This is a genomic window from Pseudomonas nitroreducens (assembly GCF_024170165.1).
Classification (GTDB): domain Bacteria; phylum Pseudomonadota; class Gammaproteobacteria; order Pseudomonadales; family Pseudomonadaceae; genus Pseudomonas; species Pseudomonas nitroreducens_C.
This window is the reverse complement of record NZ_JALJXP010000004.1, coordinates 133,985-156,714: the sequence shown is the minus strand read 5'-3', so window position 1 is coordinate 156,714 and position 22,730 is coordinate 133,985. Positions and strand designations below refer to the sequence as shown.

The 22,730-nt window shown below is 66.2% G+C and carries 20 protein-coding genes; 14 read left to right on the top strand and 6 right to left on the bottom strand.

Going from position 1 to position 22,730, the window contains the following annotated elements; all coding sequences use genetic code 11:
• Positions 1-115 precede the first annotated feature (115 nt).
• Positions 116-1,123: an AraC family transcriptional regulator gene (locus J2T47_RS10055; protein ID WP_253445463.1), complete on the top strand. Its 1,008-nt coding sequence runs from the start codon at positions 116-118 to the stop codon at positions 1,121-1,123.
• 64 nt (positions 1,124-1,187) lie between these two features.
• Positions 1,188-1,592: an EF-hand domain-containing protein gene (locus tag J2T47_RS10050; RefSeq protein WP_253445461.1), complete on the top strand. Its 405-nt coding sequence runs from the start codon at positions 1,188-1,190 to the stop codon at positions 1,590-1,592.
• A gap of 134 nt (positions 1,593-1,726) precedes the next feature.
• Here J2T47_RS10050 and J2T47_RS10045 read toward each other — a convergent pair whose 3' ends face one another.
• The gene (locus tag J2T47_RS10045) at positions 1,727-3,082 is read right to left on the bottom strand and encodes a 3-oxoacyl-ACP reductase (RefSeq protein ID WP_253445458.1); all 1,356 of its coding nucleotides are present in this window, start codon (positions 3,080-3,082) and stop codon (positions 1,727-1,729) included.
• 166 nt (positions 3,083-3,248) lie between these two features.
• Between J2T47_RS10045 and J2T47_RS10040 the strand changes: the two genes are divergently transcribed.
• The gene (locus J2T47_RS10040; protein WP_253445456.1) at positions 3,249-4,526 is read left to right on the top strand and encodes an acetyl-CoA C-acetyltransferase; all 1,278 of its coding nucleotides are present in this window, start codon (positions 3,249-3,251) and stop codon (positions 4,524-4,526) included.
• Between the two features lie 295 nt (positions 4,527-4,821).
• Here J2T47_RS10040 and J2T47_RS10035 read toward each other — a convergent pair whose 3' ends face one another.
• A complete protein-coding gene (locus J2T47_RS10035; RefSeq protein WP_253445454.1) occupies positions 4,822-5,265 on the bottom strand; it encodes an Lrp/AsnC family transcriptional regulator in 444 nt (147 codons plus the stop codon).
• 166 nt (positions 5,266-5,431) lie between these two features.
• On the opposite strand from J2T47_RS10035, the gene yedA reads away from it, so the two are divergent.
• The 9 genes from yedA to J2T47_RS09990 all read left to right on the top strand — a co-directional run bounded on the left by yedA (position 5,432) and on the right by J2T47_RS09990 (position 14,505).
• Entirely contained in the window at positions 5,432-6,319 is an 888-nt protein-coding gene (gene yedA, locus J2T47_RS10030) for a drug/metabolite exporter YedA (protein WP_253446164.1), read from the top strand.
• Positions 6,320-6,480: 161 nt separating this feature from the next.
• Positions 6,481-7,383, top strand: coding sequence for an acyl-CoA dehydrogenase family protein (locus J2T47_RS10025; RefSeq protein WP_253445452.1), 903 nt, complete (start codon positions 6,481-6,483; stop codon positions 7,381-7,383).
• A gap of 215 nt (positions 7,384-7,598) precedes the next feature.
• Positions 7,599-8,618 (top strand): taurine ABC transporter substrate-binding protein, encoded by a 1,020-nt coding sequence (gene tauA / locus J2T47_RS10020; RefSeq protein WP_253445450.1) that lies wholly within the window; start codon positions 7,599-7,601, stop codon positions 8,616-8,618.
• 181 nt (positions 8,619-8,799) lie between these two features.
• Positions 8,800-9,591 (top strand): taurine ABC transporter ATP-binding protein, encoded by a 792-nt coding sequence (locus tag J2T47_RS10015; RefSeq protein ID WP_253445448.1) that lies wholly within the window; start codon positions 8,800-8,802, stop codon positions 9,589-9,591.
• Complete coding sequence (locus J2T47_RS10010) at positions 9,581-10,399, top strand: ABC transporter permease subunit (RefSeq protein ID WP_253445445.1); 819 nt, start codon at positions 9,581-9,583, stop codon at positions 10,397-10,399. The genes J2T47_RS10015 and J2T47_RS10010 overlap by 11 nt, the downstream gene beginning before the upstream one ends.
• A gap of 231 nt (positions 10,400-10,630) precedes the next feature.
• Complete coding sequence (gene tauD, locus J2T47_RS10005) at positions 10,631-11,467, top strand: taurine dioxygenase (protein ID WP_253445442.1); 837 nt, start codon at positions 10,631-10,633, stop codon at positions 11,465-11,467.
• 289 nt (positions 11,468-11,756) lie between these two features.
• Entirely contained in the window at positions 11,757-13,796 is a 2,040-nt protein-coding gene (locus J2T47_RS10000) for an OPT family oligopeptide transporter (RefSeq protein WP_253445439.1), read from the top strand.
• A 134-nt stretch (positions 13,797-13,930) separates the two neighbouring features.
• Complete coding sequence (locus J2T47_RS09995; RefSeq protein ID WP_253445436.1) at positions 13,931-14,146, top strand: ribbon-helix-helix protein, CopG family; 216 nt, start codon at positions 13,931-13,933, stop codon at positions 14,144-14,146.
• Positions 14,140-14,505, top strand: coding sequence for a type II toxin-antitoxin system VapC family toxin (locus J2T47_RS09990; RefSeq protein ID WP_253445433.1), 366 nt, complete (start codon positions 14,140-14,142; stop codon positions 14,503-14,505). Before J2T47_RS09995 ends, J2T47_RS09990 begins: the two co-directional genes overlap by 7 nt.
• Positions 14,506-14,611: 106 nt before the next feature.
• Here J2T47_RS09990 and betT read toward each other — a convergent pair whose 3' ends face one another.
• Complete coding sequence (gene betT / locus J2T47_RS09985) at positions 14,612-16,570, bottom strand: choline BCCT transporter BetT (protein WP_253445430.1); 1,959 nt, start codon at positions 16,568-16,570, stop codon at positions 14,612-14,614.
• A 772-nt stretch (positions 16,571-17,342) separates the two neighbouring features.
• Here betT and J2T47_RS09980 point away from each other — a divergent pair.
• On the top strand, positions 17,343-17,678 hold the full coding sequence (locus J2T47_RS09980; protein ID WP_253445427.1) for a hypothetical protein: 336 nt from the start codon (positions 17,343-17,345) through the stop codon (positions 17,676-17,678).
• 54 nt (positions 17,679-17,732) lie between these two features.
• Here the strand turns inward: J2T47_RS09980 and J2T47_RS09975 are convergent, their stop codons facing one another.
• The 3 genes from J2T47_RS09975 to J2T47_RS09965 form a co-directional block, all read right to left on the bottom strand.
• A complete protein-coding gene (locus J2T47_RS09975; protein WP_253445424.1) occupies positions 17,733-18,707 on the bottom strand; it encodes a sigma 54-interacting transcriptional regulator in 975 nt (324 codons plus the stop codon).
• Between the two features lie 19 nt (positions 18,708-18,726).
• The gene (locus tag J2T47_RS09970) at positions 18,727-19,917 is read right to left on the bottom strand and encodes a trans-sulfuration enzyme family protein (RefSeq protein ID WP_253445421.1); all 1,191 of its coding nucleotides are present in this window, start codon (positions 19,915-19,917) and stop codon (positions 18,727-18,729) included.
• A gap of 118 nt (positions 19,918-20,035) precedes the next feature.
• A complete protein-coding gene (locus J2T47_RS09965; RefSeq protein ID WP_253445418.1) occupies positions 20,036-20,815 on the bottom strand; it encodes a MetQ/NlpA family ABC transporter substrate-binding protein in 780 nt (259 codons plus the stop codon).
• A 478-nt stretch (positions 20,816-21,293) separates the two neighbouring features.
• Here J2T47_RS09965 and J2T47_RS09960 point away from each other — a divergent pair, with 478 nt between their 5' ends.
• Positions 21,294-22,730: a cytochrome ubiquinol oxidase subunit I gene (locus tag J2T47_RS09960; protein ID WP_253445415.1), complete on the top strand. Its 1,437-nt coding sequence runs from the start codon at positions 21,294-21,296 to the stop codon at positions 22,728-22,730.

Below are 22,730 nucleotides of genomic sequence, written 5' to 3'. Positions count from 1 at the left end.
ATGTGACCGTCCGATAGCTCGGATATTTCCCGCACGCTGGTTCCTGATTCTCTTGAGGGGCGATAGGAAAGCTGCCTAAGATGGGCCCGCCTCATGGATAACTAGAAAAAACACCATGCGTGATCTGACCGACGATGTGGCGCTGATGCGCCCGGTGATCGACGCCCTGCGCGCCAGCGGTACCGACCCTGACCGCGTGCTGGCTCGCGTCGGCCTGCCTGCCGGCAGCCTGCCTGCCGGACGATTCCCCCACAGCGCACAGAACCTGTTCTGGAAGGCGGCCGCCGAAGAGTGCGGCGAAGAGCACGTCGGCCTCTATCTGGCCGGCCACCTGCCCGCCTTCCATGGCCTGCTGCTGGAGTACCTGTTCCTCTCCAGCGCCACTTTCGGCGAAGGCCTGCGCCACGCGCTGCGTTACGTACGCCTGCTCTCCGACACCCTCAACGCCCGCCTGGAAGTGGAGGGCGAAAAGGCCGTGCTGCTGCTCGGCCATAGCGCCGGGACCAACCGGCACTTCCCCGAAATGCTCGCCGGTGCGGTGGTGCGCCTGTTCCAGGCGCTTACCGAGGGCGACTTCAAACCCCAGCAAGTGCAGCTGATGCACGAGGAAGGTGCGCCCGCCGAGCGTTACCGCGAGGTCTACGGTTGCCCGGCGGTACTGGGCGCTGATCGCTATGCGCTGGTGTTCGACGCCGAAGTGCTGGAGAAGCCCTCGCGCCACGCCGCGCCGGAACTGCTGCGCATGCACGAGTCCCTGGCGCGCCGGCAACTGGCGGAAGTGGAGCGGCTGGACCTGGTGCGCAAGGTGCGCGAGCTGATCGGCGTGCTGCTGGTGGATGGCGGCGCGACCCTGGAGCAGGTCGCCGCCCGTCTCGACATGCCGGCCCGGCGCCTGCGCGAGCGCCTGGCCATGGCCGGGGTGCGCTTCAACGACCTGGTCACCGACTACCGCTGTCGCCTGGCCAAGGAGCTGCTGCTCAAGACCGACGAACGCATCGAGGTGATCGTCGAGCGCACCGGCTTCTCCGAGCCGAGCACCTTCTACCGCGCCTTCAAGCGCTGGGTCGGCGAGACCCCCGTGGAGTTCCGCCGCCGCGGTCGCCCGCAACCGCCGGCGGAGTGATCGAACCGATTCGAGTCGGCCTCTGGATAGGCTTTGCCGGTCTTCCCCATTCAAGGAGTCACCGATGCAAAGCCGAATCCGCCAGCCCCTGCTGCTGTCCGCCGTCCTGCTGCTGAGCGCGCCGTATGCAGTGGCAGGGGAAATGGAGCAGACGGCGTTCTCCCGTCTGGACCGCGATGGCAGCGGCTATATCGAGGCTGATGACCTGTCCGCGATGCGCGTGCGCATGTTCCACCGGCTGGATCGCAATCAGGATGGCCTGCTCACCCGCGAAGAAGTGACCCCGCCCAACCCCGGCGTGAACGTCTCCCCCAACGCCATTGCCTGGCCGGACCGGGATGGCGACGGCAAGGTCAGCCAGGCGGAGTTCATGACCCAGGAACCGGCGCTGATCGTGCGTGCAGACCTGGACGGCGATCACCGGGTGAGTGCAGAAGAGTTCCGCGAACTGGTGGCGGCGCGGGGGTGATTGAGCGCTGGCACCCGTAGGGCGAATAACCCGGAACGGGTTATCCGCCACGACGGCGGATAACGCCGTAGGCGTTATGCGCCCTACATCGAAGATCGAGGTACGGGGCTGTTGTACAAGCTGGCCATGCCGGATCACGCACCCAGCAAGCTCTGCCCGCAGACACGCAGCACCTGCCCGCTCACCGCGCCCGAACCCGGCTGGGCGAACCAGGCCACGGCTTCGGCGACGTCCTGCGGCAGGCCGCCCTGGCCCATGGAGTTCATGCGCCGGCCGGCCTCGCGGATGGTCAGCGGGATGGCGGCGGTCATCTGGGTCTCGATGAAGCCCGGCGCCACTGCGTTGATGCTGATGCCCTTCTTGCCCAGCGCCGGCGCCCAGGCCTGCGCCAGGCCGATCAGCCCGGCCTTGCTCACCGCATAGTTGGTCTGGCCCATGTTGCCGGCGATGCCGCTGATGGAGGCGAGCAGCACCACGCGGCCGTCGTCGTGCAGCTTGCCGGCGTCCAGCAGGGCCTGGGTCAGCACCTGCGGGGCCTTGAGGTTCACCTCGATCACCGAGTTCCAGAACGCTTCGCTCATCTTGGCGACGGTCTTGTCGCGGGTGATGCCGGCGTTGTGCACCAGGATATCGACGCCCTCGGGCAGCGCCTCGACCAGCTGCGCGCCGGCGTCGGCGGCGCAGATGTCCAGCGCTACGCCACGGCCGCCCAGGCGCGCGGCCAGCGCGTCGAGGGCTTCCTTGGCCGGCGGCACGTCCAGCAGTACCACTTCGGCGCCGTCACGGGCGAGGGTCTCGGCGATGGCTGCGCCGATGCCACGGGCGGCGCCGGTCACCAGCGCGCGCTTGCCCACCAGCGGGCGGCTCCAGTCCTGCACCTGCTTGTCATAGGCGGACAGGCGCACCACCTGACCGGATACGTAGGCACTCTTGGGCGAGAGGAAGAAGCGCAGCGCGCCTTCGAGCTGGTCCTCGGCGCCCTTGCCGACGTACACCAGCTGCACGTTGCCACCGCGGCGGATTTCCTTGCCCAGGGAGCGGCTGAAGCCTTCCAGGCTGCGCTGCACGCTGGCGGCGATGGGGTCCTTGAGCGACTCCGGCGCGCGGCCGAGGATCACCACATGCGGGCATTTATCCAGGCCCTTGAGGGCGCCCTGGAAGAAGGTGCGCAGCTCGAGGGTCTGCTCGAAACGGCTCAGGCCGCTGGCGTCGAAGACGATGGCCTTGAGCTTCGGCCCATGCTCGGCGGTCCAGCGTGGCAGGCCGTACTGGCCGTCGCTGAAGGAGAACAGCGCGTCGGTCAGGCGCTCGGCGAAGGGCAGCACCGCCTCGTTCAGGTTGCCCTCACCGCCGAGCAGCAGCGCCCCGTCCACCGGTCGCGTGCGCCCGGCGCTCCAGCGCTCCAGGCGGACCGGCGCGGGCAGGCCGAGGGCTCCGACCAGGCGGCGGCCGACGTTGGAGTTGGCGAAGGCGATGTAGCGATCGGTCATGGAACGGGCTCCTGCACAGGGTCTCTAAAGTGCTGACCACTCTACGCAGCGGCGGGTTCGGCGCAATTGACCGCGCTGACCTGCGCAACGGCGGGGCGGCCAATGCGACACAAGCGGCTAAGGTTAGCCTTGACCGCACTTCAACGCTCATTCTCAGGAGCCCTGCATGACCCAACTGCGCCGGGTCGCCATCGTCGGCGGCAACCGTATTCCCTTCGCCCGCTCCAACACCGTGTATGCCACGGCGAGCAACCAGGAGATGCTGACCTCCGCGCTGGACGGGCTGATCGAGCGCTACAAGCTGCACGGCGAACGCCTGGGCGAAGTGGTCGCCGGCGCGGTGCTCAAGCATTCGCGCGACTTCAACCTGACCCGCGAGTGCGTACTGGGCACGCGCCTGGCCCCGGAAACCCCGGCCTATGACATCCAGCAGGCCTGCGGCACCGGCCTGGAAGCGGCGATCCTGGTGGCCAACAAGATCGCCCTCGGGCAGATCGACTGCGGCATCGCCGGCGGCGTGGACACCACCTCCGACGCACCCATCGGCGTCAACGAAGGGCTGCGCAAGATCCTGCTGGAAGCCAACCGCGGCAAGTCCAACGGCGAGAAGATCAGGAGCCTGCTGAAAATCCGCCCGCGCCACCTGATGCCGCACATCCCGAAGAACGGCGAGCCGCGTACCGGGCTGTCGATGGGCGAACACTGCGAGCTGATGGCGCAGACCTGGGCCATCCCCCGCGACGAGCAGGACAAACTGGCCTACGAGAGTCACCACAAGCTGGCGGCGGCTTATGACGAGGGCTGGCAGAACGACCTGATGACGCCGTTCCGCGGCCTGGTGCGCGACCAGAACCTGCGTCCGGACATCAACCTGGAGAAGATCGGCACCTTGAAGCCGGTATTCGAGCGCGGCTCGCGCGGCACGCTGACGGCGGCCAACTCGACGCCGCTGACCGATGGTGCCTCGGTGGTGCTGCTGGCCAGCGAGGAGTGGGCGAAGGAGCGCGGCCTGCCGATCCTGGCGTACTTCAAGGATGGTGAAGCGGCGGCAGTGGATTTCGTCGGCGGCCACGAGGGGCTGCTGATGGCGCCGGTTTACGCCGTGCCACGCCTGCTCGCGCGCAACGGCCTGACCCTGCAGGACTTCGACTTCTACGAAATCCACGAAGCCTTCGCCGCGCAGGTGCTGTGCACGCTCAAGGCCTGGGAGGACCCGGAGTACTGCAAGACCCGCCTGGGCCTCGACGCGCCGCTGGGCTCCATCGACCGCAGCAAGCTCAACGTCAAGGGCAGCTCGCTGGCCGCCGGCCACCCTTTTGCCGCCACCGGCGGGCGCATCGTCGCCAACCTGGCCAAGCTGCTGGACGGCGCTGGCAAGGGGCGCGGGCTGATCTCCATCTGCGCGGCGGGCGGTCAGGGTGTGACCGCGATCATCGAACGGTAATCCAATACAGCGGGACCGATGTTTTTCGGTCCCGCGATGTAGCAACTCCGTGACTTCAGGCGGCACCGCGCGAGCGGCGCCGCCTTTTTTTATCCGCCGGGAGAGCGAGCAGAGCGCAGCACTCCTGTAGGAGCGGGCCATGCCCGCGATCGCGGACAAAGTCCGCGCCTACGAAAGCGGCGTGTGCAATTTCCTTCTAGAGATATTTCCGGCCGTCCAACAATATCCCCACCGGCACGCACTGAACTCTCCTGCAGGGGCGCCCCATAGGCCCGCTCCTATAGGGATATCGTCGCTAGCCCTGCAACATGCCGGGATGGATACGCCGCGAGAAGGGCGTGGACAGCACCAGCGAGGTCTTGCTGGTGCCGAACTGGGCGAGGCGATCGATCAGCTCCTCCAGCTCCTGGGTGCAGCTGACCGCCACCTTGAGCATCACGCAGGCCTCGCCGGTGATGCGGTAGCAGTCGATGATCTGCGGGATCTCCAGCAGCGGGTCGAGCATGGTCTTGCTGCGGTGGTCGTTCAGGCGCATTTCGATCAGGCACTGGATCGAGCGGCCCATCTTCGACAGGTCTACGCTGGCGTGGTACCCGGTGATCACTCCTTCGGCCTCCAGGCGCGCTACGCGATCGGCCACGGCAGGCGGGGAGAGGTTGATCCGCCGGGCCAGTTCGGCGAAGGACAGGCGGCCGTCTTCGAGCAGGGCGGCGAGCAGCGCGCGGTCGTACTTGTCCATGCAATGACTCCGGTTTTTATTCGACGGCGAGCCTTGTGAAAATCCATCGAAAGAAAAGTGTTATGCCCGTAATGGCGTTGTCTGTGCCTTATCCGGGGCGATTGACCTGCATAAAATGAATCGCCCTGCCTGCCTTGTCGAGCCCCCTCCCATGACCACCCTGCCCATGCCCAGAGCCCGCGTCTCACTGACCCTGATCGCTGCCTTCTTCGCCCTCTACTTCATCTGGGGCTCGACCTATCTGGTGATCCGCATCGGGGTCGAGTCCTGGCCGCCGATGCTGATGGCCGGCTGCCGCTTCATCATTGCCGGGGCGATCCTGTTCGTCTGGATGCTCTCGCGCGGCGCGCCAATGCCGACGCTCAGGCAATGCCTGTCGGCGGGGGCCATCGGCATCCTCCTGCTGAGCTGCGGCAATGGCGGGGTCACGGTGGCCGAGCACTGGGGCGTGGCTTCGGGCGTGGCGGCGTTGGCGGTGGCGACCGTGCCGCTGTTCACCCTGGTGTTCGGGCGCTTCTTCGGTAACAGGACCAACGCGCTGGAATGGGCCGGCATCGCCCTAGGCCTGTTCGGCATCGTGCTGCTCAACCTCGGTTCGAACCTGCAGGGCAGCCCGGCGGGTGCGGCGCTGATTATCTTCGCGGCTGCGACCTGGGCCTTCGGCTCGGTGTGGAGCCGGCGCCTGGACCTGCCCGCTGGCGCCATGGCCAGCGCGGTGGAAATGCTGGTGGGCGGTGGCGTGCTGCTGCTGGGCAGCTTCCTCACGGGCGAGCGCATGGAGCAGATGCCCACGGCCGCGGGATGGGGTGCGCTGGCCTATCTGGTGGTGTTCGGCTCGATCATCGCCTTCAGCGCCTACATGTACCTGCTGGCCAACGTGCGCCCGGCAGCCGCCACCAGCTATGCCTATGTGAATCCTGCGGTGGCGGTGATGCTCGGCGTGGTGTTCGCCGGCGAGCACATCGGCCTCGCCGAATCCCTGGCGATGGCGGTGATCATCAGCGCCGTGGTGCTGATCGGCCTGCCGCAGTGGCGGCGCAAGGAAGCCCTTTGACTCGCGGCATGAGCTAAGCCCGAAAGGTTATTTCGCGCCCCCCGCGCGATTCGCTAGGGTATGCAACGGCCTCCATTCGGAGGCCGTTCTCTTCCTTCCTTTCAGTACACCCGCGCGCCATACGCCCAGGCCACTGATCCACCTTTCGAACCGAGGTGTGCATGAGCCTGGTGGTGCCGCTTTCCACGCTTTCCGAACTGCCTCCTACCCAGCGCTGGAGCGATGCCCTGCGCGCGTCCAGCCTGCTGGCCCTGTCCGTGCCACGCGAATACGGCGGGCGCGGCGCTGGCTGGGACGAGGTGCTGCAGACCCTGCGCGATCTCTCCGAGCGTGACGGCACACTGGCGCGGCTGTTCGCCCTGCATCACCTGCAACTGACCAGCGTGCTGCTGCTGGGCAGCAGCGAGCAGCGCGAGCGCCTGCTGCCGCTCAGCGTGGAGCGCGAATGGTTGTGGGGCGAGGCGGTGGATCACCAGGAAGGCCGCCTGCTGGCGCGCGAGCATCGGCGCGGTGGCTTCCTGCTGCAGGGCGGGCGCCACGACTGCTTCGGCGCCGAGGCGGTGGACTGGCTGCTGATCTCGGCGCGCCATGCGCCCAGCGAGGGTTTGCTGATTGCCGCACTGCCGGCAGATCGCAGCGGGCTGGACCTGTTCGAACCCAATGGCGGCGGCCTGCTGCATTGCCACGAGGTGCGCCTGCATCCCGAAGACATCCTGCTGCCACCCGGCCTGCCGTGGACGCCCCGAGCGCAATTGCGTGGCAGCCTCGCCGGGCTGCTGCAGGCGAACATTGCCCTGGGCCTGGCCGTGCAGGCCTTCGAGAACCTGCCGGCGCGGGCGGCGGCGGGGGAGTTGCAGCGGCTGCTGGCGCTGGGGTTGCGGCTGTCCGAACAGTCGGCGGTGGCCTTCGAATCCGCCCAGGCAGCGGGCAACGGCCTGAGCTTCAGCCGCAGCGCGGCGCTGGCGACCCTGGTCGCGGAAACTGCCGCGGTGGCGCAGCACGCGGTGCAGGTCGGCCTGCGCCAGGAGGGTACTCGCGCCCGCGTGCTTGCCGGCGCCACCTGAGACGCCGTACCACGGGGGCTGTAGCGGGGTCGAGATAAGCGCTGGCGCTCATAAGTTAAGAACTAAAAATTATTTATTCGAAGTTTTTTATATCGGTAATCTAGCTCTACCGGACCACCGGACAAGATTTCAAAGCAGCTTTCACCCCATTGAATCCCGTCCGTGGTCCGTCCCTCTGTGAGGCCGGCACCGCCGTTACTTTCAGAGGAAACACCATGAACAAACCTCGTTTCGTACGCCGTGCCGTGGCCGGCGTCGCTGTGGCGGCTGCCCTGTCCTTCCAGAGCGCCGCGTTCGCCGACATCGTCCTGGGCTACCAGACCGGCATCGACCCGACCAAGGTTCCGCAGGCCGATGGCACCTATGAAAAGGTCATCGGCGAGAAGCTCGACTGGCGCCGCTTCAACAGCGGCCCGGAAGTGGTTGCCGCCATCGCCTCGGGCGATGTGCAACTGGGCAACCTCGGTTCCAGCCCGCTGGCCGCCGCCACCTCGCGCGGTCTGCCGATCGTGGCCTTCGTCGTCTCCGCACAGATCAACGCCGCCGAGGCCCTGGTGGTGCGCAACGGCAGCAGGATCGAGAAGCCCGAAGACCTGATCGGCAAGACCATCGCCACGCCCTTCGTTTCCACCTCGCACTACAGCCTGCTGGGCGCGCTCAAGCACTGGAGCATCGACCCGACGAAGGTGAAGATCGTCAACCTCAACCCCACCGAGATCGCTGCCGCCTGGCGCCGTGGCGACATCGATGGCGCCTTCGTCTGGTCGCCCGCCCTGGGCGAGATCAAGAAGTCCGGCAAGGTGCTGACCGACGCCGCCGAAGTCGGCCAGTGGGGCGCTCCGACCTTCGAGGTCTGGGTGGCCCGCAAGGACTTCGCCGAGAAGCACCCGGAAGTCATCGCCAAGTTTGCCCGCGTGAGCCTGGACTCCTTCGCCGACTACAACGCGCACAAGGCGCAGTGGACCGCCGACTCCGAGCAGGTGAAGAAGATCGCCCGCCTGACCGGCGCCGATCCGAAGGACGTGCCCGAGCTGCTGGCCGGCTCCGCCTTCCCCGAATCCCAGGCGCAGCTGTCGTCCGCCCTGCTGGGTGGCGGCACCGCCAGGGACATCGCCGGCACCGCCGCCTTCCTGAAAGAGCAGAAGCGTGTGCCTTCGGTGCTCAAGGACTACTCGCCCTACGTCAGCGCCGAATACGTGCGCCAGGCGGAGAGCGTGCAGGTTGGGCAGCGCTGATCAGCCTGCAACTCCATTCGCGGGGCACCCTCTCCCCCCGCCCTCTCCCTGAAGGGAGAGGGAGCTGTCCGTGCCGGCTGACGCCAAGTTCTCAACCTGCACCGAACGGTCCCCTCGCCCTTCAGGGAGAGGGCAAGCACGGCACCGAAACATCCCTTTCTCACCCTACGGAGGGCAGAACATGAGCCGTCTGACGGCCGAGGCAGTCAGCCTCACTTTCCAGCAGCGCGGACGCGAGCGCGTCGTACTGCAGGACCTCACTCTCAGCCTGGCCAAGGGCGAATCCCTGGTGGTGCTCGGCCCGTCCGGCTGCGGCAAGTCCAGCCTGCTCAACGTGCTGGCGGGCTTCCAGGCGCCGGACAGCGGCCGCGTGCAGATCGACGGGCGCACCCTCAGCGGCCCCGGCGGCGAGCGCGGCGTGGTGTTCCAGGACGACGCGCTGATGCCCTGGCTGAGCGCACTGGACAACGTCGCCCTGGGCCTGCGTATCCGTGGCGTTGGCGCCGCCGAGCGCAATGCCCGCGCCCATCAAGTGCTCAAACTGGTTGGCCTGGGCGAGCACGCGGACTACCGCATCTCGCAGCTTTCCGGTGGCCAGCGGCAGCGCCTGGGCCTGGCCCGCGCACTGGCGGTGGAGCCGGACTTCCTGCTGCTCGACGAGCCCTTCGGCGCCCTCGATGCGCTGACCCGCGAGCGCATGCAGGTGCTGACCCTGGACCTGTGGCGCAAGACCGGCAAGGGCCTGTTCCTGATCACCCACAGCGTCGATGAAGCGCTGTTCCTCGCCACCGACCTGGTGGTGATGGACGGCCCGCCGGCGCGCATCGTCAAGCGCCTGCCGCTGGACTTCGCCCGCCGCTACGCCGCCGGCGAGCCGGTGCGCTTGATCAAGTCCGACCCGGAATTCGCGCGCCTGCGCCAGCTGCTGCTGGATGAGTTCCTGGAAGAGCCGGAGGCCGAACATGCCCACTGATACCCTCGCCGGCAAACTCCCGGCCGCTGCGCCGACTGCCCGCAGCGTACCGCGCGACTACCGCCGCTGGGCCGCTGCCGGCAGCGTCGGCTCGATCTTCGTGCTCTGGTGGCTGGCCACGCACCTGGGCTGGGTCGACACCCTGTTCCTGCCTGCGCCGGAGCAGTTGCTGGAAGCCCTCCAGCGCCTGCTCGCCGAAGGCTATGTCGACGCGTCGCTGTGGCAGCACATCGGCACCAGCCTGCTGCGCGTGCTGCTGGCGCTGGGTGCGGCGGTGCTGACGGCCATCCCGCTGGGCATCCTGATGGGCCTCAACCCGCTGGTGGGCGCGGCCTTCGATCCGCTGGTGGAGTTCTATCGCCCGGTGCCGCCGCTGGCCTACCTGCCGCTGATCGTCATCTGGTTCGGCATCGGCGAGCTGTCCAAGGTGCTGCTGATCTACCTCGCGCTGTTCGCGCCGTTGCTGATCGCTACGGCAGCCGGCGTGCGCCGCGTGGACAAGTCACGTATCCAGGCCGTGCGCTGCCTGGGTGCCAGCCGCCTGCAGGTGGTGCGCCATGTGATCCTGCCCAGCGCGCTGCCGGATGTCCTGACCGGCCTGCGCATCGCCCTGGGCGTGGGCTGGTCGACCCTGGTCGCCGCCGAGCTGATCGCCGCCAACCGCGGTCTGGGCTTCATGGTGCAGTCCGCCGCGCAGTTCCTCGCCACCGATGTGGTGGTGCTGGGGATCCTGCTGATCGCCGCCATCGCGCTGAGCTTCGAGCTGGGGCTGCGCTGGTTGCAGAAGCGGTTCGCTTCCTGGGAGTGACCTTGCCGAGTCAGCGCAAGGGCCCCTCTCCCTAACCCTCTCCCGCGAGCGGGAGAGGGGACTGGTCCTGAGTGGAGGCGAGTACCTCTGCTACCCGGAAATGTCATGCGGATGCAGGACTGCGCCGGGATATCCGAACACACCGAACGGCTCCCTCTCCCTTCAGGGAGAGGGTTGGGGAGAGGGCAAGCCAAGCCGCCTACCCCGTGAACCTCACGAGAGAACACGAACATGACCACCCTGAGCATCGAACCCATCAGCCCGGCCCTGGGCGCCATCGTTTCCGGCGTACGCCTGGCCGACTCGCTGGATGACGCGGCGCAGCGCCAGATCGAGCAGGCCCTGCTCGACCATCACGTGCTGTTCTTCCGCGACCAGCCGCTGACGCCGGGCCAGCAGGCGAACTTCGCCGCGCGCTTCGGCGACCTGCACATCCACCCGATCTATCCCAGCTCCCCCGAGCAGCGCGAAGTCATCGTCCTCGACACCGCCGTCACCGACGTGCGCGACAACGCCATCTGGCACACCGACGTGACCTTCCTCGAGACCCCGGCGCTGGGCGCGGTGCTGGCTGCCAAGCAGCTGCCACCCTACGGTGGCGATACCCTGTGGGCCAGTGGCATCGCGGCGTTCGAGGCGCTGTCGAAACCACTGCAGCAGCTGCTCGACGGCCTCACCGCGACCCACGACATCAGCAAGTCCTTCCCCCAGGAACGCTTCGGCGCCAGCGATGCGGACCTCGCGCGCCTTGAGGAAGCACGCAGGAAAAATCCGCCGCGCAGCCATCCGGTGATCCGCACGCACCCGGTCACCGGGCGCAAGGCGCTGTTCGTCAGCGACGGCTTCACCACCCGCATCAACGAACTGGAACCGGCGGAAAGCCGCGGCATCCTCGACCTGCTGTTCGCCCACTTCGCCCGCCCGGAGTTCGCCGTGCGCTGGCGCTGGAAGGAAAACGACGTGGCCTTCTGGGACAACCGCGTGACCCAGCATTACGCGGTGGATGACTACCGCCCGCAACGCCGGGTGATGCACCGCGCGACGATTCTCGGCGACAAGCCGTTCTGACGGCTTTTCGCTCTGTTGGGGCGAATAACCCGGAACGGGTTATCCGCCGCAATGGCGGATAACGCCATAGGCGTTATGCGCCCTACGGTCCGATCGGCTTTTCGTAGGAGCGAGCAAGCTCGCTCCTACAAGGGCAGTCGTGCGGTTCTCGGCGCGAAATTTCCTGCCATCCCCGTGACTTGCGGCAACGAAGCCGCACCGCAGACCGCATTCGTCGCCATTCTGGGTCGCGGCGGATGGCTCGCTGTCCTACGCTTTGGCAGTTTCGCTTCATTAAGAGATTGCCTACATGCAAGAAAGGATTCCCGACGAGTCCAACCTCGCCGAGCTGACGGTTCGCGGCCTGATTCTCGGCGCGCTGATCACCGTGGTGTTCACCGCTTCCAACGTCTACCTCGGCCTCAAGGTCGGCCTGACCTTCGCCTCGTCGATTCCCGCCGCGGTCATCTCCATGGCCGTGCTGCGCTACTTCTCCGGCTCCAACATCCTCGAGAACAACATGGTGCAGACCCAGGCCTCGGCGGCCGGCACCCTGTCCTCGATCATCTTCATCCTTCCCGGCCTGCTGATGATCGGCTACTGGAGCGGCTTCCCGTTCTGGCAGACCGCCGCGATCTGCTCCATCGGCGGCATCCTCGGCGTGCTCTACACCATTCCGCTGCGCCGGGTGATGGTGGTGCAGAGCAGCCTGCCGTATCCCGAGGGCGTGGCTGCGGCGGAGATCCTCCGCGTCGGCAGCCAGGACGAGGAGGAAGAGAAGGCCGGCAAGCCGGCGAAAGCCGGTGGCCCGGGCCTGCGTGACATCCTCGCCGGTGGCGTGGTCGCCGCCGCGTTCAGCCTGCTCAGCAGCGGTTTCAAGGTGCTCGCCGAAGGCTTCAGCTTCTGGCTCACCGCCGGGCAGGCGGCGTTCCGCCTGTCCACCGGCTTTTCCCTGGCGCTGGTGGGCGCCGGTTACCTGATGGGCATCACCGCCGGCATCGCCATCCTGATCGGCGTGGTCATCGCCTGGGGCGTGGCCGTGCCGCTGCTCTCGGTGAACAGCGTGCTGGCCGCCGGGCAGAGTCTGCCGGAACTGGCCACCAAGCTGTGGAGCAGCCAGGTGCGCTTCCTCGGCGCCGGCACCATCGGTATTGCCGCGCTGTGGACCCTGGCGACCCTGTTCAAGCCCATGGTGCAGGGCGTCTGGTCGTCGCTGAGCGCCGTGCGCGGACGCAGCGAAGTGAGCGACCTGCGCACCGAGCGGGACCTGTCGGCAAAGTGGATCGTCGCCATCGCCGGCCTGCTGCTGCTGGCGCTGTTCCTGGTGTTCTCCTACTTCCTCGGCGAGGCCGCGCCGGATCTGCATGGCTTCGGCTTCTGGGGGCTGGTGGCGGTCTGCGTGATCTTCGCCTTCTTCTTCGGCTTCCTGATCGCCGCCGCCTGCGGCTACATGGCGGGCCTGGTGGGCTCCTCGAGCAGCCCGATCTCCGGCATCGGCATCATCGCGGTGATCCTGGTGTCGCTGCTGATCCTCGGCGTCGGCTCGCTGGAAACCGGTTTCCTCGATCAGCAGGGCGGCAAGCTGGCCATTGCCCTGGCGCTGTTCACCACCTCGGTGGTGATCGCGATCGCGGCGATTTCCAACGACAACCTGCAGGACCTGAAGACCGGTTACCTGGTCGGCGCGACCCCGTGGCGCCAGCAGGTAGCCCTGATCGTCGGCTGCCTGGTGGGCGCCCTGGTGATCCCGCCGGTGCTGGAGCTGCTGTTCAACGCCTATGGCTTCACCGGCGCCCTGCCGCGCGAGGGCATGGACCCGAACGCCGCGCTGGCCGCGCCGCAGGCGACACTGATGACGGCGATTGCCAGCGGGATTTTCCACAACGCGCTGAACTGGAACATGATCCTGATCGGCGTGGCGCTGGGCATCGCGCTGATCCTGGTGGACGTGCTGCTGCGCCGCACCGGCAAGGCCAGCCTGCCGGTACTGGCCGTCGGCCTGGGCATCTACCTGCCGCCGACCATCGGCATGACTCTGGTGGTCGGTGCGGTGATCGGCTGGCTGCTGGAAACCGCCCTGGCCAAGCGCGCGGTGGCGGCCGGCAAGGACGTGGAGAAATTCTCCGATGAGCCCAGGCGCCGTGGTGTGTTGCTGGCTTCGGGTCTGATCGTCGGCGAGAGCCTGATGGGCATCCTGCTCGCCGCCATCATCGGCACCACCGGTTCTGCCACGCCCCTGGCCCTGGTCGGCGACGGCTTCGAGGACACTGCACAGTGGCTGGGCCTGGTGGTCTTCGTGGCGATCTGCGTGCTGTTCTACCGCAAGGTGCTGAGCGGCGTTCGTGGCTGATCCTTCGCCGTGATGCGAAAAAGGCGCCTACGGGGCGCCTTTTTCGTTGTCGGAGCTTTCGGTTGTTCGTCGCGGGGCAGTCTCTTGATTCCGCCTGTGATATGTGATGCCGATATCGGATTTCGGAGATTCACATGCGCACCCTGGTGGATATCCCCGTCGAATACCTGGAACGCCTGAACGACATCAGCGAACGCCAGCAGCAATCCCGTGCCTCGGTCATCCGCGAGGCGATCGCCGAATATCTGGTCAACCATGCACAGGCGGATGCTGACGCCGCTTTCGGCCTTTGGCGAGAAAACCAGGTCGATGGCCTGGCGTATCAGGAAAAGGTGCGCGAGGAATGGTGAAGGTTCTGTTCGACACCAACATCCTCATCGATTACCTCAACGGCCTTGCACAGGCGCGCGATGAGCTGGCGCTCTACGACGACCGCGCTATCAGCATCATCACCTGGATGGAAGTGCTGATCGGCGCCACGCCGCAGACCGAAGCGGCGACCCGCGCCTTTCTCTCCAGCTTCACCTTGCTGGCACTGGATGCGCGCATTGCCGAGCGCGCGGTGGAAGTGCGCCAGCGCCTGAAGGTGAAGCTGCCGGACGCGATCATCAAGGCCTCGGCGGAAGTCGAAGGCCGGCTGCTGGTGACGCGCAACGTGAAGATTTTCGACGAGCGCGAGCCAGGCGTGCGATTGCCGTACCAGTTGTGAGACCCAGCCTGTAGGAGCGAGCTTGCTCGCGAACACCAGCTGGCAGTGACGCTCGGGCCGGTTCGCGAGCAAGCTCGCTCCTACAAGGACGTGCGTAGGCGCTGGATCAGCGCACCAGATGCAGGAACTGCAGGTGCCGCTCGTACTGGTCGAGCATGTCGTTGATGATCTGCTCCTTGCTGTAGCCCATCAGGTCGTAGTCCTGGCTGCCTTCGGAAAGATGCACCTCGGCGCGGAAGTAGCGGCGGTTCTTCAGGTGCAGGCCGCCCATGCCGGCGCGGGCGAAGGACGGGGTGAAGTAGCCGCGCATCGACACCTGGTAGAGGAACGGATGCTGCGCGCCGTGGCCGATCTCCAGGCCGATTTCCAGGTTGCTCAGGTCCAGGTCGGAATCCACCTGCAGGCCCTTCTCGCGGAACACCTGGGAAACTTCGGCGATCGCCGGGCTGACCACGTCGACCATGTAGCGGTACACCTCGTCGCGGGTAGGGAAGTGCACCGCCTGGGAGATGCGCCGTTTCCAGCCGCCGGGCTTGGCCGAGGGTGGCGGCGCCAGCGAATGGGTGCGGGCGCGCTGGCGCTGGGATTCCAGATAGAAGGCCTTGTGCAGCCCCCACATCATCAGCAGCAGGATCAGCGAGAAGGGCAGCGAGGTCAGCACCACCGCTGACTTGAGCGCATCGATGCTGCCGGCGAACAGCAGGCCGCCGGTGACCAGCGCGGTGGCTACGCCCCAGAACACCCGCAGCCACTTCGGGCCGTCGTCGTCGGCGCTGCCGCCGTGGGCGGAGAGGGTGGAGAGCACCACGGTGCCGGAGTCCGCCGAGGTGACGAAGAACACGAAGCTGACCAGCACCGTCACCGCGATCACCACCCGGCTGGCCGGGTAGTTCTGCAGCATCTGGTAGAGCGCCATGGACGGATCGGCGATGGCCACCCGGCCCAGTTCGCTGAAGCCATGGTTGAGCACCTGGTCCAGGGCGCTGTTGCCGAAGATCGACATCCACGCCAGGGTGAAGCCCAGCGGGATGAACAGCACGCCGAAGACGAATTCGCGGATCGTCCGCCCGCGCGAGATGCGCGCGATGAACAGGCCGACGAAGGGCGACCAGGCGATCCACCAGGCCCAGTAGAACACCGTCCAGCCACCCAGCCAGTCGCTGCCGTCCTTGCCGTAGGCGTAGAGGTCGAAGCTCTTGGTCGGCAGGCTGCCGAGGTAGTCGCCGATATTCTGCACCAGGGTATTGAGCAGGTGCTGGGTGGGGCCGGCGAACAACACGAAGAGCAGCAATGCGCAGGCCAGCAGCATGTTGATGTCAGACAGCAGGCGGATGCCCTTGTCCACGCCGGACACGGCCACCAGGATGGCCGCGCCCATCATCAGCGCAATCAGCGTCATCTGCACCGGATGGCTGTGGGCGATGCCGAACAGGAAGTCCAGGCCGGCGTTGAGCTGCAGCACGCCGAAGCCCATGTCCGCACCCAGGCCGAACACCGTGGCGATGATGCCGAAGCAGTCCACGGTGTAGCCGATGGGGCCGTTGATGCGCTTGCCGATCAGCGGGTAGAGGGCCGAGCGCAGCGCCAGCGGCAGGTTGTGGCGGTAGGCGAAGTAGGCCAGCGCCATCGCCACCAGGGCGAACACGCCCCAGCCGTGCAGGCCCCAGTGCAGGAACAGCAGCTGCATGGCCTGGCGCGCCGCCTCCTGGGTGCCGGCCTCGCCCTGCGGCGGCTGGGCGAAGTGGGTCAGCGGCTCGGACACGCAGAAGAAGAACAGGGTGATGCTGATGCCGGCGGCGAACAACATGCCGGCCCAGGACAGGTAGCTGAATTCCGGCTCGTCGTGGTCGGCACCGAGCTTGATCTTTCCGTAGCCGGAAAGCGCGGTGACCACCACGAAGATCAGGTACAGCGTCATCGCCAGCAGGTAGTACCAGCCGACGCTGTCGGCGGCCCAGGACTGCGCGGCGAGCAGCCATTCACCGGCCCTTTGCGGCTGGGCGATGACGGTGAGGGCGAAGATGAGGATCAGCGCGGCCGCACCGTAGAAGACCGGTGGGTTCATGCGCATGCTGGGGGAGGGCGTTACGGACGGGGGGGATTGTGCAGCGGACAAAACGGGCGGGGTCCCTCGAAGTTTTCCTTGAACAAGCATTCAATGAAAACACGGGAAGGCCCTGGAAGGCCAATCGGCGGGACCGGTGGTCCCGCCGCCGGCCCTGTTCAAGGGCCGAGCGGAGCGGGTACTGCTTTACTTGCGACGGTTCTTTTTCGCCTCACGGATCTCACGGCGTTCCGGGTCGGCCTTCGCGGGCGCGGTCAGGAAAGCGGTGGCGGCGAAGAAGTTAGCAAGAGCGGCAAAGCTGGTCACGATAGTCTCCAATGGCGCCGGGGAAAATGGGTCCCGACCGCCTGATAGCCATTTTCCCTGAAGATTGTGACGAAAAGAAGTGAATGGTCTTGATGAGCAGTATTGAGCTGGTCGATGAGACTGCTTTTGTCGATATTTGCGGGCAATAGTCCTGATTTTGACTTCCTGCTCAGGATTCCCTCCTGCCGACCTGCAACTCGGCAAAGCCTTTCACTGCGACCGTTCGTCGCGAAAGGTGAAACGGTTCAGCGCCGTTCGTGGTTTTGCCGCGATTACCGGCTGTCAGGCGGGTGAAACAGTTCCTCGCATAGCACAGTTACCGGAATAGAGCGGGTTCCAGTCCGGAAACTTGAACGAGTGTGCAATTTTTCGTGAAAAACATGTGAAACGGCTATGGCGATTGACTTGCTGATTCCGTTAGTCTCCCCCGGCAGGACAAAAAACCACCAACAGGGAGTATCTCGAGATGGACTTCAAACGCATCGCCATTGCCACTGCACTCTTCGCTTTGCTGGCCGGTTGCCAGACCATGACCACCAACCAGGCCATCGTTCCGCTGCAAGCCGCTACCGCTCAGATGATCGGTCTGGCTTCCTCCGACGAACTGGTCGTCAGCGACGTGAAAGCCGGCCAGCCGGACGCGCTGGGTGGCCAGGAGCTCTCCTACGTGGCCACCACCACCAAGGGCCGTATCTTCAACTGCACCTCGCGCATGATGCCGGGCCTGCTGACCGATCCGGCCAAGCTGACCAACCCGTCGTGCACCCCGGTGGTTGCTCACTCGAACACCGCCACCAAGTAATACCCCCAGTTGCATGCTGTCGCCCGTGCGCGGCCCTTCGGGTCGCGCTGGCGACTACAGCGCGGCGTCCTGGCCGCGCTCGTGCTCCAGGCGTTGCAGCAGCGCACGCAGCTGCGCCTCGACGCCGGGCTGGCGCGCCAGACGCTCCAGCGCTCCTTGGCTCAATTGCTTTCCGTCGTTCGTCCCCGCCACGCCGCCTGACCCCGCAACGCCGCCTGAAAAATTCAGGTGCTCCGGGCGAATCTCCTCGTCCGGGCTGACCAGCAGGGCGAAGTGGATGACGTTTTCCAGCTCGCGGATATTCCCCGGCCACGAATAGCCTTCCAGCGCGCGCTGGGTGTCGCTGGCGATCTGCGGCACCGGCAGTTCCAGGCGTTGCGCATGCACGCCGAGGAAGTACTCGGCCAGCGGCTGGATATCGCCGACGCGTTCGCGCAGCGGCGGTAGCGTGAGGTTGCCGTCGTGCAGGTATTGCTGCAGTCCCTCGAGGAATTTCCCCGCCTTCACTGCCTGCCCCAGATCGATGCTGGTGGCGGCGACCAGGCGTACGTCCACCGGCACCGGCTCGCGGGCGCCGACGCGCAGCACTTCGCGCTCCTGCAGCACGCGCAGCAGCTTCTGTTGCAACGACAGCGGCAGGTCGGCGATCTCGTCCAGGTACAGGGTGCCACCGTTGGCCGAGCCGAACCAGCCGGCGCGACTGCTCACCGGGCCGTTGTGCGCGCCCGGCGCGTAGCCGAACAGCTCGGCGTCGGCGTAGTTGCGGCTCAGTGCGCTGCAGCTCACCGCGACGAACAGGCCGGGACGTTCGCTGGCGCGGTGGATGTGACGGGCCAGCAGCTCCTTGCCGGTGCCGGTCTCGCCGTGGATCAGCACCGGTTGCGGCAACGGCGCCAGGCGCTCCACCTCGTCGCGCACTGCATGGGAGCGCGGGTCGAAGAACACCAGCGCCTTGGCGCGGATGCTCAGCGGGCTCTTGTCGGCGTCGGGGAAGGTCAGCAGCGGTAGCGGCGCGTGGGGTGCATTCATGGGAAATCTCCTTCTGCTGTTACAGCGCGTCCAGCGCCTGCAGGAAGTCGTGGACGATGTCCTCGCTGTCCTCGATGCCCACCGACACCCGGATGGTGCCGTCGTGGATGTCCAGCGCGGTCAGGGCCTCGGCGGACAGCGCGCGGTGCGAGGTCTTGCCGGGGTGGGTGATGCTGCTGGCGACGCCGGCCAGCGAGGGGGCGAAGGCGGCCAGTTGCAGCTCGCCGACCAACGTGTCGACCTGATCGAGGCCGCCCTTCAGGGTGAAGCTCAACATGCCCGAATGACCCTTGCGGAACAGCCGCTGCGCCAGCTCGAAGTCCGGGTGCGAGGGCAGTCCGGGGTAGTACACGCGGGCCACCTGCGGGTGCGCTTCGAGGGCTTCGGCCAGTGCCTGGGCGTTCTGCGAGTGGGCTTTCATGCGCAGGGCCAGGGTCTTGGCGCCGCGGAAGTTCAGCCAGCTCTCGAAGGGGCTGGCGCTGCCGCCGGCGTTGATCTGGAAGCGCCGCGCGGCGGCGATCCACTTCGCCTCGCCGACCAGTGCGCCGCCCATGGCGTCGCTGTGGCCGTTGAGGTACTTGGTGGTGCTGTGGATCACCAGGTCGGCGCCATCGCGCAGCGGCTGGTAGAGCACCGGCGAGAGGAAGGTGTTGTCCACCAGCAGCTTGAGGCCGCGACGGTGGGCAAGCTCGGCCAGGGCCGGGACGTTGCTGATGCGTACCAGCGGGTTGGAGGCCGTCTCGGTGTAGATCAGCTTCGTGGTCGGGGTGATCGCCGCTTCCACTGCCGCCAGGTCGTTGAGGTCGAGCAGGCTGGAGGCGATGCCGAAGCGCGCCAGTTCCTTCTCGATCAGGCTCTGGGTGGTGCCGTACAGCTCGCGGCTGGCGATCAGGTGATCGCCGGCACCCAGCACACCCAGCAGTGCGGCGGAAATCGCTGCCATTCCGGAGGCGGAGAACAGCGCGTCCTCGCCACCTTCCAGCTCGCGCAGCAGCTCTTCCACGGCGCTGTGGTTGGGGTTGCCGATGCGCGTGTACATGTAGTTGTCGGGGTTGCCGGCGAGGAAGTCGTCGACCTGTTCCAGGGAGTCGTAGACGAACACCGAGCTCTGGTAGATCGGCTGGCTCTTGGCGCGGGTGACCATGCGCCGGTCGGCATCGTGGCCAGCATGGACGGCGCGGGTGGAGGGGCCTTTGGCGGGGGCGCTCATGGCAGGTCCTTGGGAAAGAAAAACGCCGGTGGAACCTGCCCACCGGCGTCGAAGCGGGTGCACCTGAGGTGCGCCCAGCGTGGGAGTCGTTGCGCCCGGCCAGCGGCCGGGCGACGGATCAGAAGGCCGGCACCACGGCGCCGTTGTACTTCTTCTCGATGAAGGCTTTGACTTCCGGGCTGGTCAGGGCAGCGGAGAGTTTCTTCAGGGCATCGCTGTCCTTGTTGTCCGGACGCGCCACCAGGTAGTTCACGTAGGGCGAGTTGCGGTCTTCGAGGATCAGCGCGTCCTTCACCGGATTGAGCTTGGCCTCCAGTGCGTAGTTGGTGTTGATCAGGTCCAGGTCGACCTGGTCCAGCACGCGCGGCAACAGGGCCGACTCCAGCTCCCTGAACTTCAGGTGCTTGGGGTTCTCGGCGATGTCTTTCGGGGTGGCCAGGGCGTTGCTCGGGTCTTTGAGCTTGATCACGCCGGCCTTCTGCAGCAGGAGCAGGGCGCGGCCGCTGTTGCTGCCTTCGTTGGGAATGGCGACGGTGGCGCCGTCAGGCAGCTGGTCGATGGACTTGTACTTCTTCGAGTAGCCGCCGAAGGGCTCGACGTGCACCCCGGTCACTGTGACCAGGTGGGTGCCCTTGCCGGCGTTGAAGTTGTCCAGGTACGGCTTGGTCTGGAAGTAGTTGGCGTCCAGGCGCTTCTCGGCGACCTGCACGTTGGGCTGTACGTAGTCGGTGAAGACCTTTATTTCCAGGTCCACGCCTTCCTTGGCCAGGGTCGGCTTGATCAGCTCGAGGATCTCGGCGTGGGGGATCGGCGTGGCAGCGACAACGAGTTTCTCGTTGGCGAAGGCAGTGGTGCTGAAGGCAGCGGCGAGGGCGGTCAGAAGCAGCAGCTTTTTCATTGCGATGTCCTTGTGGGGCAGATGACCGCTGGCGTCCGGGCCGGCCGGGATGGGGCCTTCGTACGGGCGGTGGAGTCTTTTTCCGCGGCTCACTCGGCAGCGGTTGCAGCGAAAGTTACCCGGTCTTTTTATTCCAATAAAATATTAATTTTTCATTTTCATATTCGATTTTGTTCATATGGAGGATCGCCGCCTGCCCTGAGACAAGCTGTCGCGCGACACCCCGTCGCGCGGCAACCCACCACTCCAGCCCCCGATCACCGGGCGCGTAAGATCGATGCAGTTTCTTGAGCGGCGTCAATGCAGATGGTGGTCCATTCTGATTGAGCGGCGAAAAGAACCCGAACCGACGCCAGATCGGTGGCTCGAAACTGAGTCATTAGCAAACACAGACATCACGCAAGAACGCCCTGCGCATGCGCAAGGTACGGTGCCCGACCCTTCCGTGGGGTAGGCGTCAGCCTGAAGAGGAATCGTCATGTTCGGATTAGAGGCGCTCGACCTGGCCCGGATCCAGTTCGCCTTTACCGTGTCCTTCCACATCATCTTCCCTGCCATCACCATCGGCCTCGCCAGTTACCTGGCGGTGCTCGAAGGCCTGTGGCTGAAGACCCATGAGGAGGTCTACCGCGACCTCTATCACTTCTGGTCGAAGATATTCGCCGTCAACTTCGGCATGGGCGTGGTCTCCGGCCTCGTCATGGCCTACCAGTTCGGCACCAACTGGAGCGCCTTCTCGGCCTTCGCCGGGAGCGTCACCGGCCCGCTGCTGACCTATGAAGTGCTCACGGCGTTCTTCCTCGAAGCCGGCTTCCTCGGCGTCATGCTCTTCGGCTGGCACCGCGTCGGCCCGGGCCTGCACTTCTTCGCCACGGTGATGGTGGCGATCGGCACGCTGATCTCGACCTTCTGGATTCTTGCCTCCAACAGCTGGATGCAGACCCCGCAGGGCCACGAGATCGTCAACGGCATCGTGGTGCCGGTGGACTGGCTGGCGATCATCTTCAACCCGTCGTTCCCCTACCGCCTGCTGCACATGGCGATCGCCTCGTTCGTCGCCACGGCGTTCTTCGTCGGCGCCTCGGCGGCCTGGCACCTGCTGCGCGGCCGCGACAACCCGGCGATCCGCAAGATGCTCTCGATGGCCATGTGGATGGCGCTGATCGTCGCGCCGATCCAGGCCATGGTGGGCGACGCCCACGGTCTGAACACCCTCAAGCACCAGCCGGCGAAGATCGCCGCCATCGAGGGCCACTGGGACAACAGCGAAGGCGGCCCGACGCCGCTGATACTGGTCGGCTGGCCGGACATGGAACGCGAGGAAACCCGCTTCAAGATCGAGATTCCGGTCCTCGGCAGCCTGATCCTGAACCACAGCCTGACCGAGCCGATCCCGGCGCTGAAGGACTTCCCGAAAGCCGACCGGCCCAACTCCACCATCATCTTCTGGTCGTTCCGCATCATGGTCGGCCTGGGGCTGCTGATGATCCTGGTGGGCCTGTGGAGCGTCTGGCTGCGCTGGCGCAAGCGGCTGTTCGAGAACCGCGCGTTCCTCCATCTGGTGCTGTGGATGGGGCCGTCCGGCCTGATCGCGATCCTCGCCGGCTGGTTCACCACCGAGATCGGTCGCCAGCCGTGGGTCGTCTACGGGCTGATGCGCACCTCGGACGCGGTGTCCAACCACAGCGTCGCGCAGATGAGCCTGACCCTGGTGATGTTCGTGCTGGTGTATTTCAGCCTGTTCGGCGTGGGCATCGGCTACATGATGCGCCTGGTGCGCAAGGGCCCGGTCACCCACGAAGGGCGCGAGACCAGCCATGGCGGCGCCGGCCAGAAACGTACCGCTGCGCGGCCGCTGTCGGCCACCGAAGAGGGACTTGACGACGATGACAGCACTGAAGCGGGGAGGAACTGA

Bases quoted from the DNA above. Each gene is read 5' to 3' on its own strand.
- J2T47_RS10010 (WP_253445445.1), top strand. From the start codon at position 9,581: ATGCCCACTGATACCCTCGCCGGCAAACTCCCGGCCGCTGCGCCGACT.
- J2T47_RS10015 (WP_253445448.1), top strand. From the start codon at position 8,800: ATGAGCCGTCTGACGGCCGAGGCAGTCAGCCTCACTTTCCAGCAGCGC.
- tauD (WP_253445442.1), top strand. From the start codon at position 10,631: ATGACCACCCTGAGCATCGAACCCATCAGCCCGGCCCTGGGCGCCATC.
- tauA (WP_253445450.1), top strand. From the start codon at position 7,599: ATGAACAAACCTCGTTTCGTACGCCGTGCCGTGGCCGGCGTCGCTGTG.
- J2T47_RS10050 (WP_253445461.1), top strand. From the start codon at position 1,188: ATGCAAAGCCGAATCCGCCAGCCCCTGCTGCTGTCCGCCGTCCTGCTG.
- J2T47_RS09970 (WP_253445421.1), bottom strand. From the start codon at position 19,917: ATGAGCGCCCCCGCCAAAGGCCCCTCCACCCGCGCCGTCCATGCTGGC.
- J2T47_RS10055 (WP_253445463.1), top strand. From the start codon at position 116: ATGCGTGATCTGACCGACGATGTGGCGCTGATGCGCCCGGTGATCGAC.
- J2T47_RS09975 (WP_253445424.1), bottom strand. From the start codon at position 18,707: ATGAATGCACCCCACGCGCCGCTACCGCTGCTGACCTTCCCCGACGCC.
- betT (WP_253445430.1), bottom strand. From the start codon at position 16,570: ATGAACCCACCGGTCTTCTACGGTGCGGCCGCGCTGATCCTCATCTTC.
- J2T47_RS10045 (WP_253445458.1), bottom strand. From the start codon at position 3,082: ATGACCGATCGCTACATCGCCTTCGCCAACTCCAACGTCGGCCGCCGC.
- J2T47_RS09995 (WP_253445436.1), top strand. From the start codon at position 13,931: ATGCGCACCCTGGTGGATATCCCCGTCGAATACCTGGAACGCCTGAAC.
- yedA (WP_253446164.1), top strand. From the start codon at position 5,432: ATGCCCAGAGCCCGCGTCTCACTGACCCTGATCGCTGCCTTCTTCGCC.
- J2T47_RS10000 (WP_253445439.1), top strand. From the start codon at position 11,757: ATGCAAGAAAGGATTCCCGACGAGTCCAACCTCGCCGAGCTGACGGTT.
- J2T47_RS10035 (WP_253445454.1), bottom strand. From the start codon at position 5,265: ATGGACAAGTACGACCGCGCGCTGCTCGCCGCCCTGCTCGAAGACGGC.
- J2T47_RS09965 (WP_253445418.1), bottom strand. From the start codon at position 20,815: ATGAAAAAGCTGCTGCTTCTGACCGCCCTCGCCGCTGCCTTCAGCACC.
- J2T47_RS10040 (WP_253445456.1), top strand. From the start codon at position 3,249: ATGACCCAACTGCGCCGGGTCGCCATCGTCGGCGGCAACCGTATTCCC.
- J2T47_RS09990 (WP_253445433.1), top strand. From the start codon at position 14,140: ATGGTGAAGGTTCTGTTCGACACCAACATCCTCATCGATTACCTCAAC.
- J2T47_RS09980 (WP_253445427.1), top strand. From the start codon at position 17,343: ATGGACTTCAAACGCATCGCCATTGCCACTGCACTCTTCGCTTTGCTG.
- J2T47_RS10025 (WP_253445452.1), top strand. From the start codon at position 6,481: ATGAGCCTGGTGGTGCCGCTTTCCACGCTTTCCGAACTGCCTCCTACC.
- J2T47_RS09960 (WP_253445415.1), top strand. From the start codon at position 21,294: ATGTTCGGATTAGAGGCGCTCGACCTGGCCCGGATCCAGTTCGCCTTT.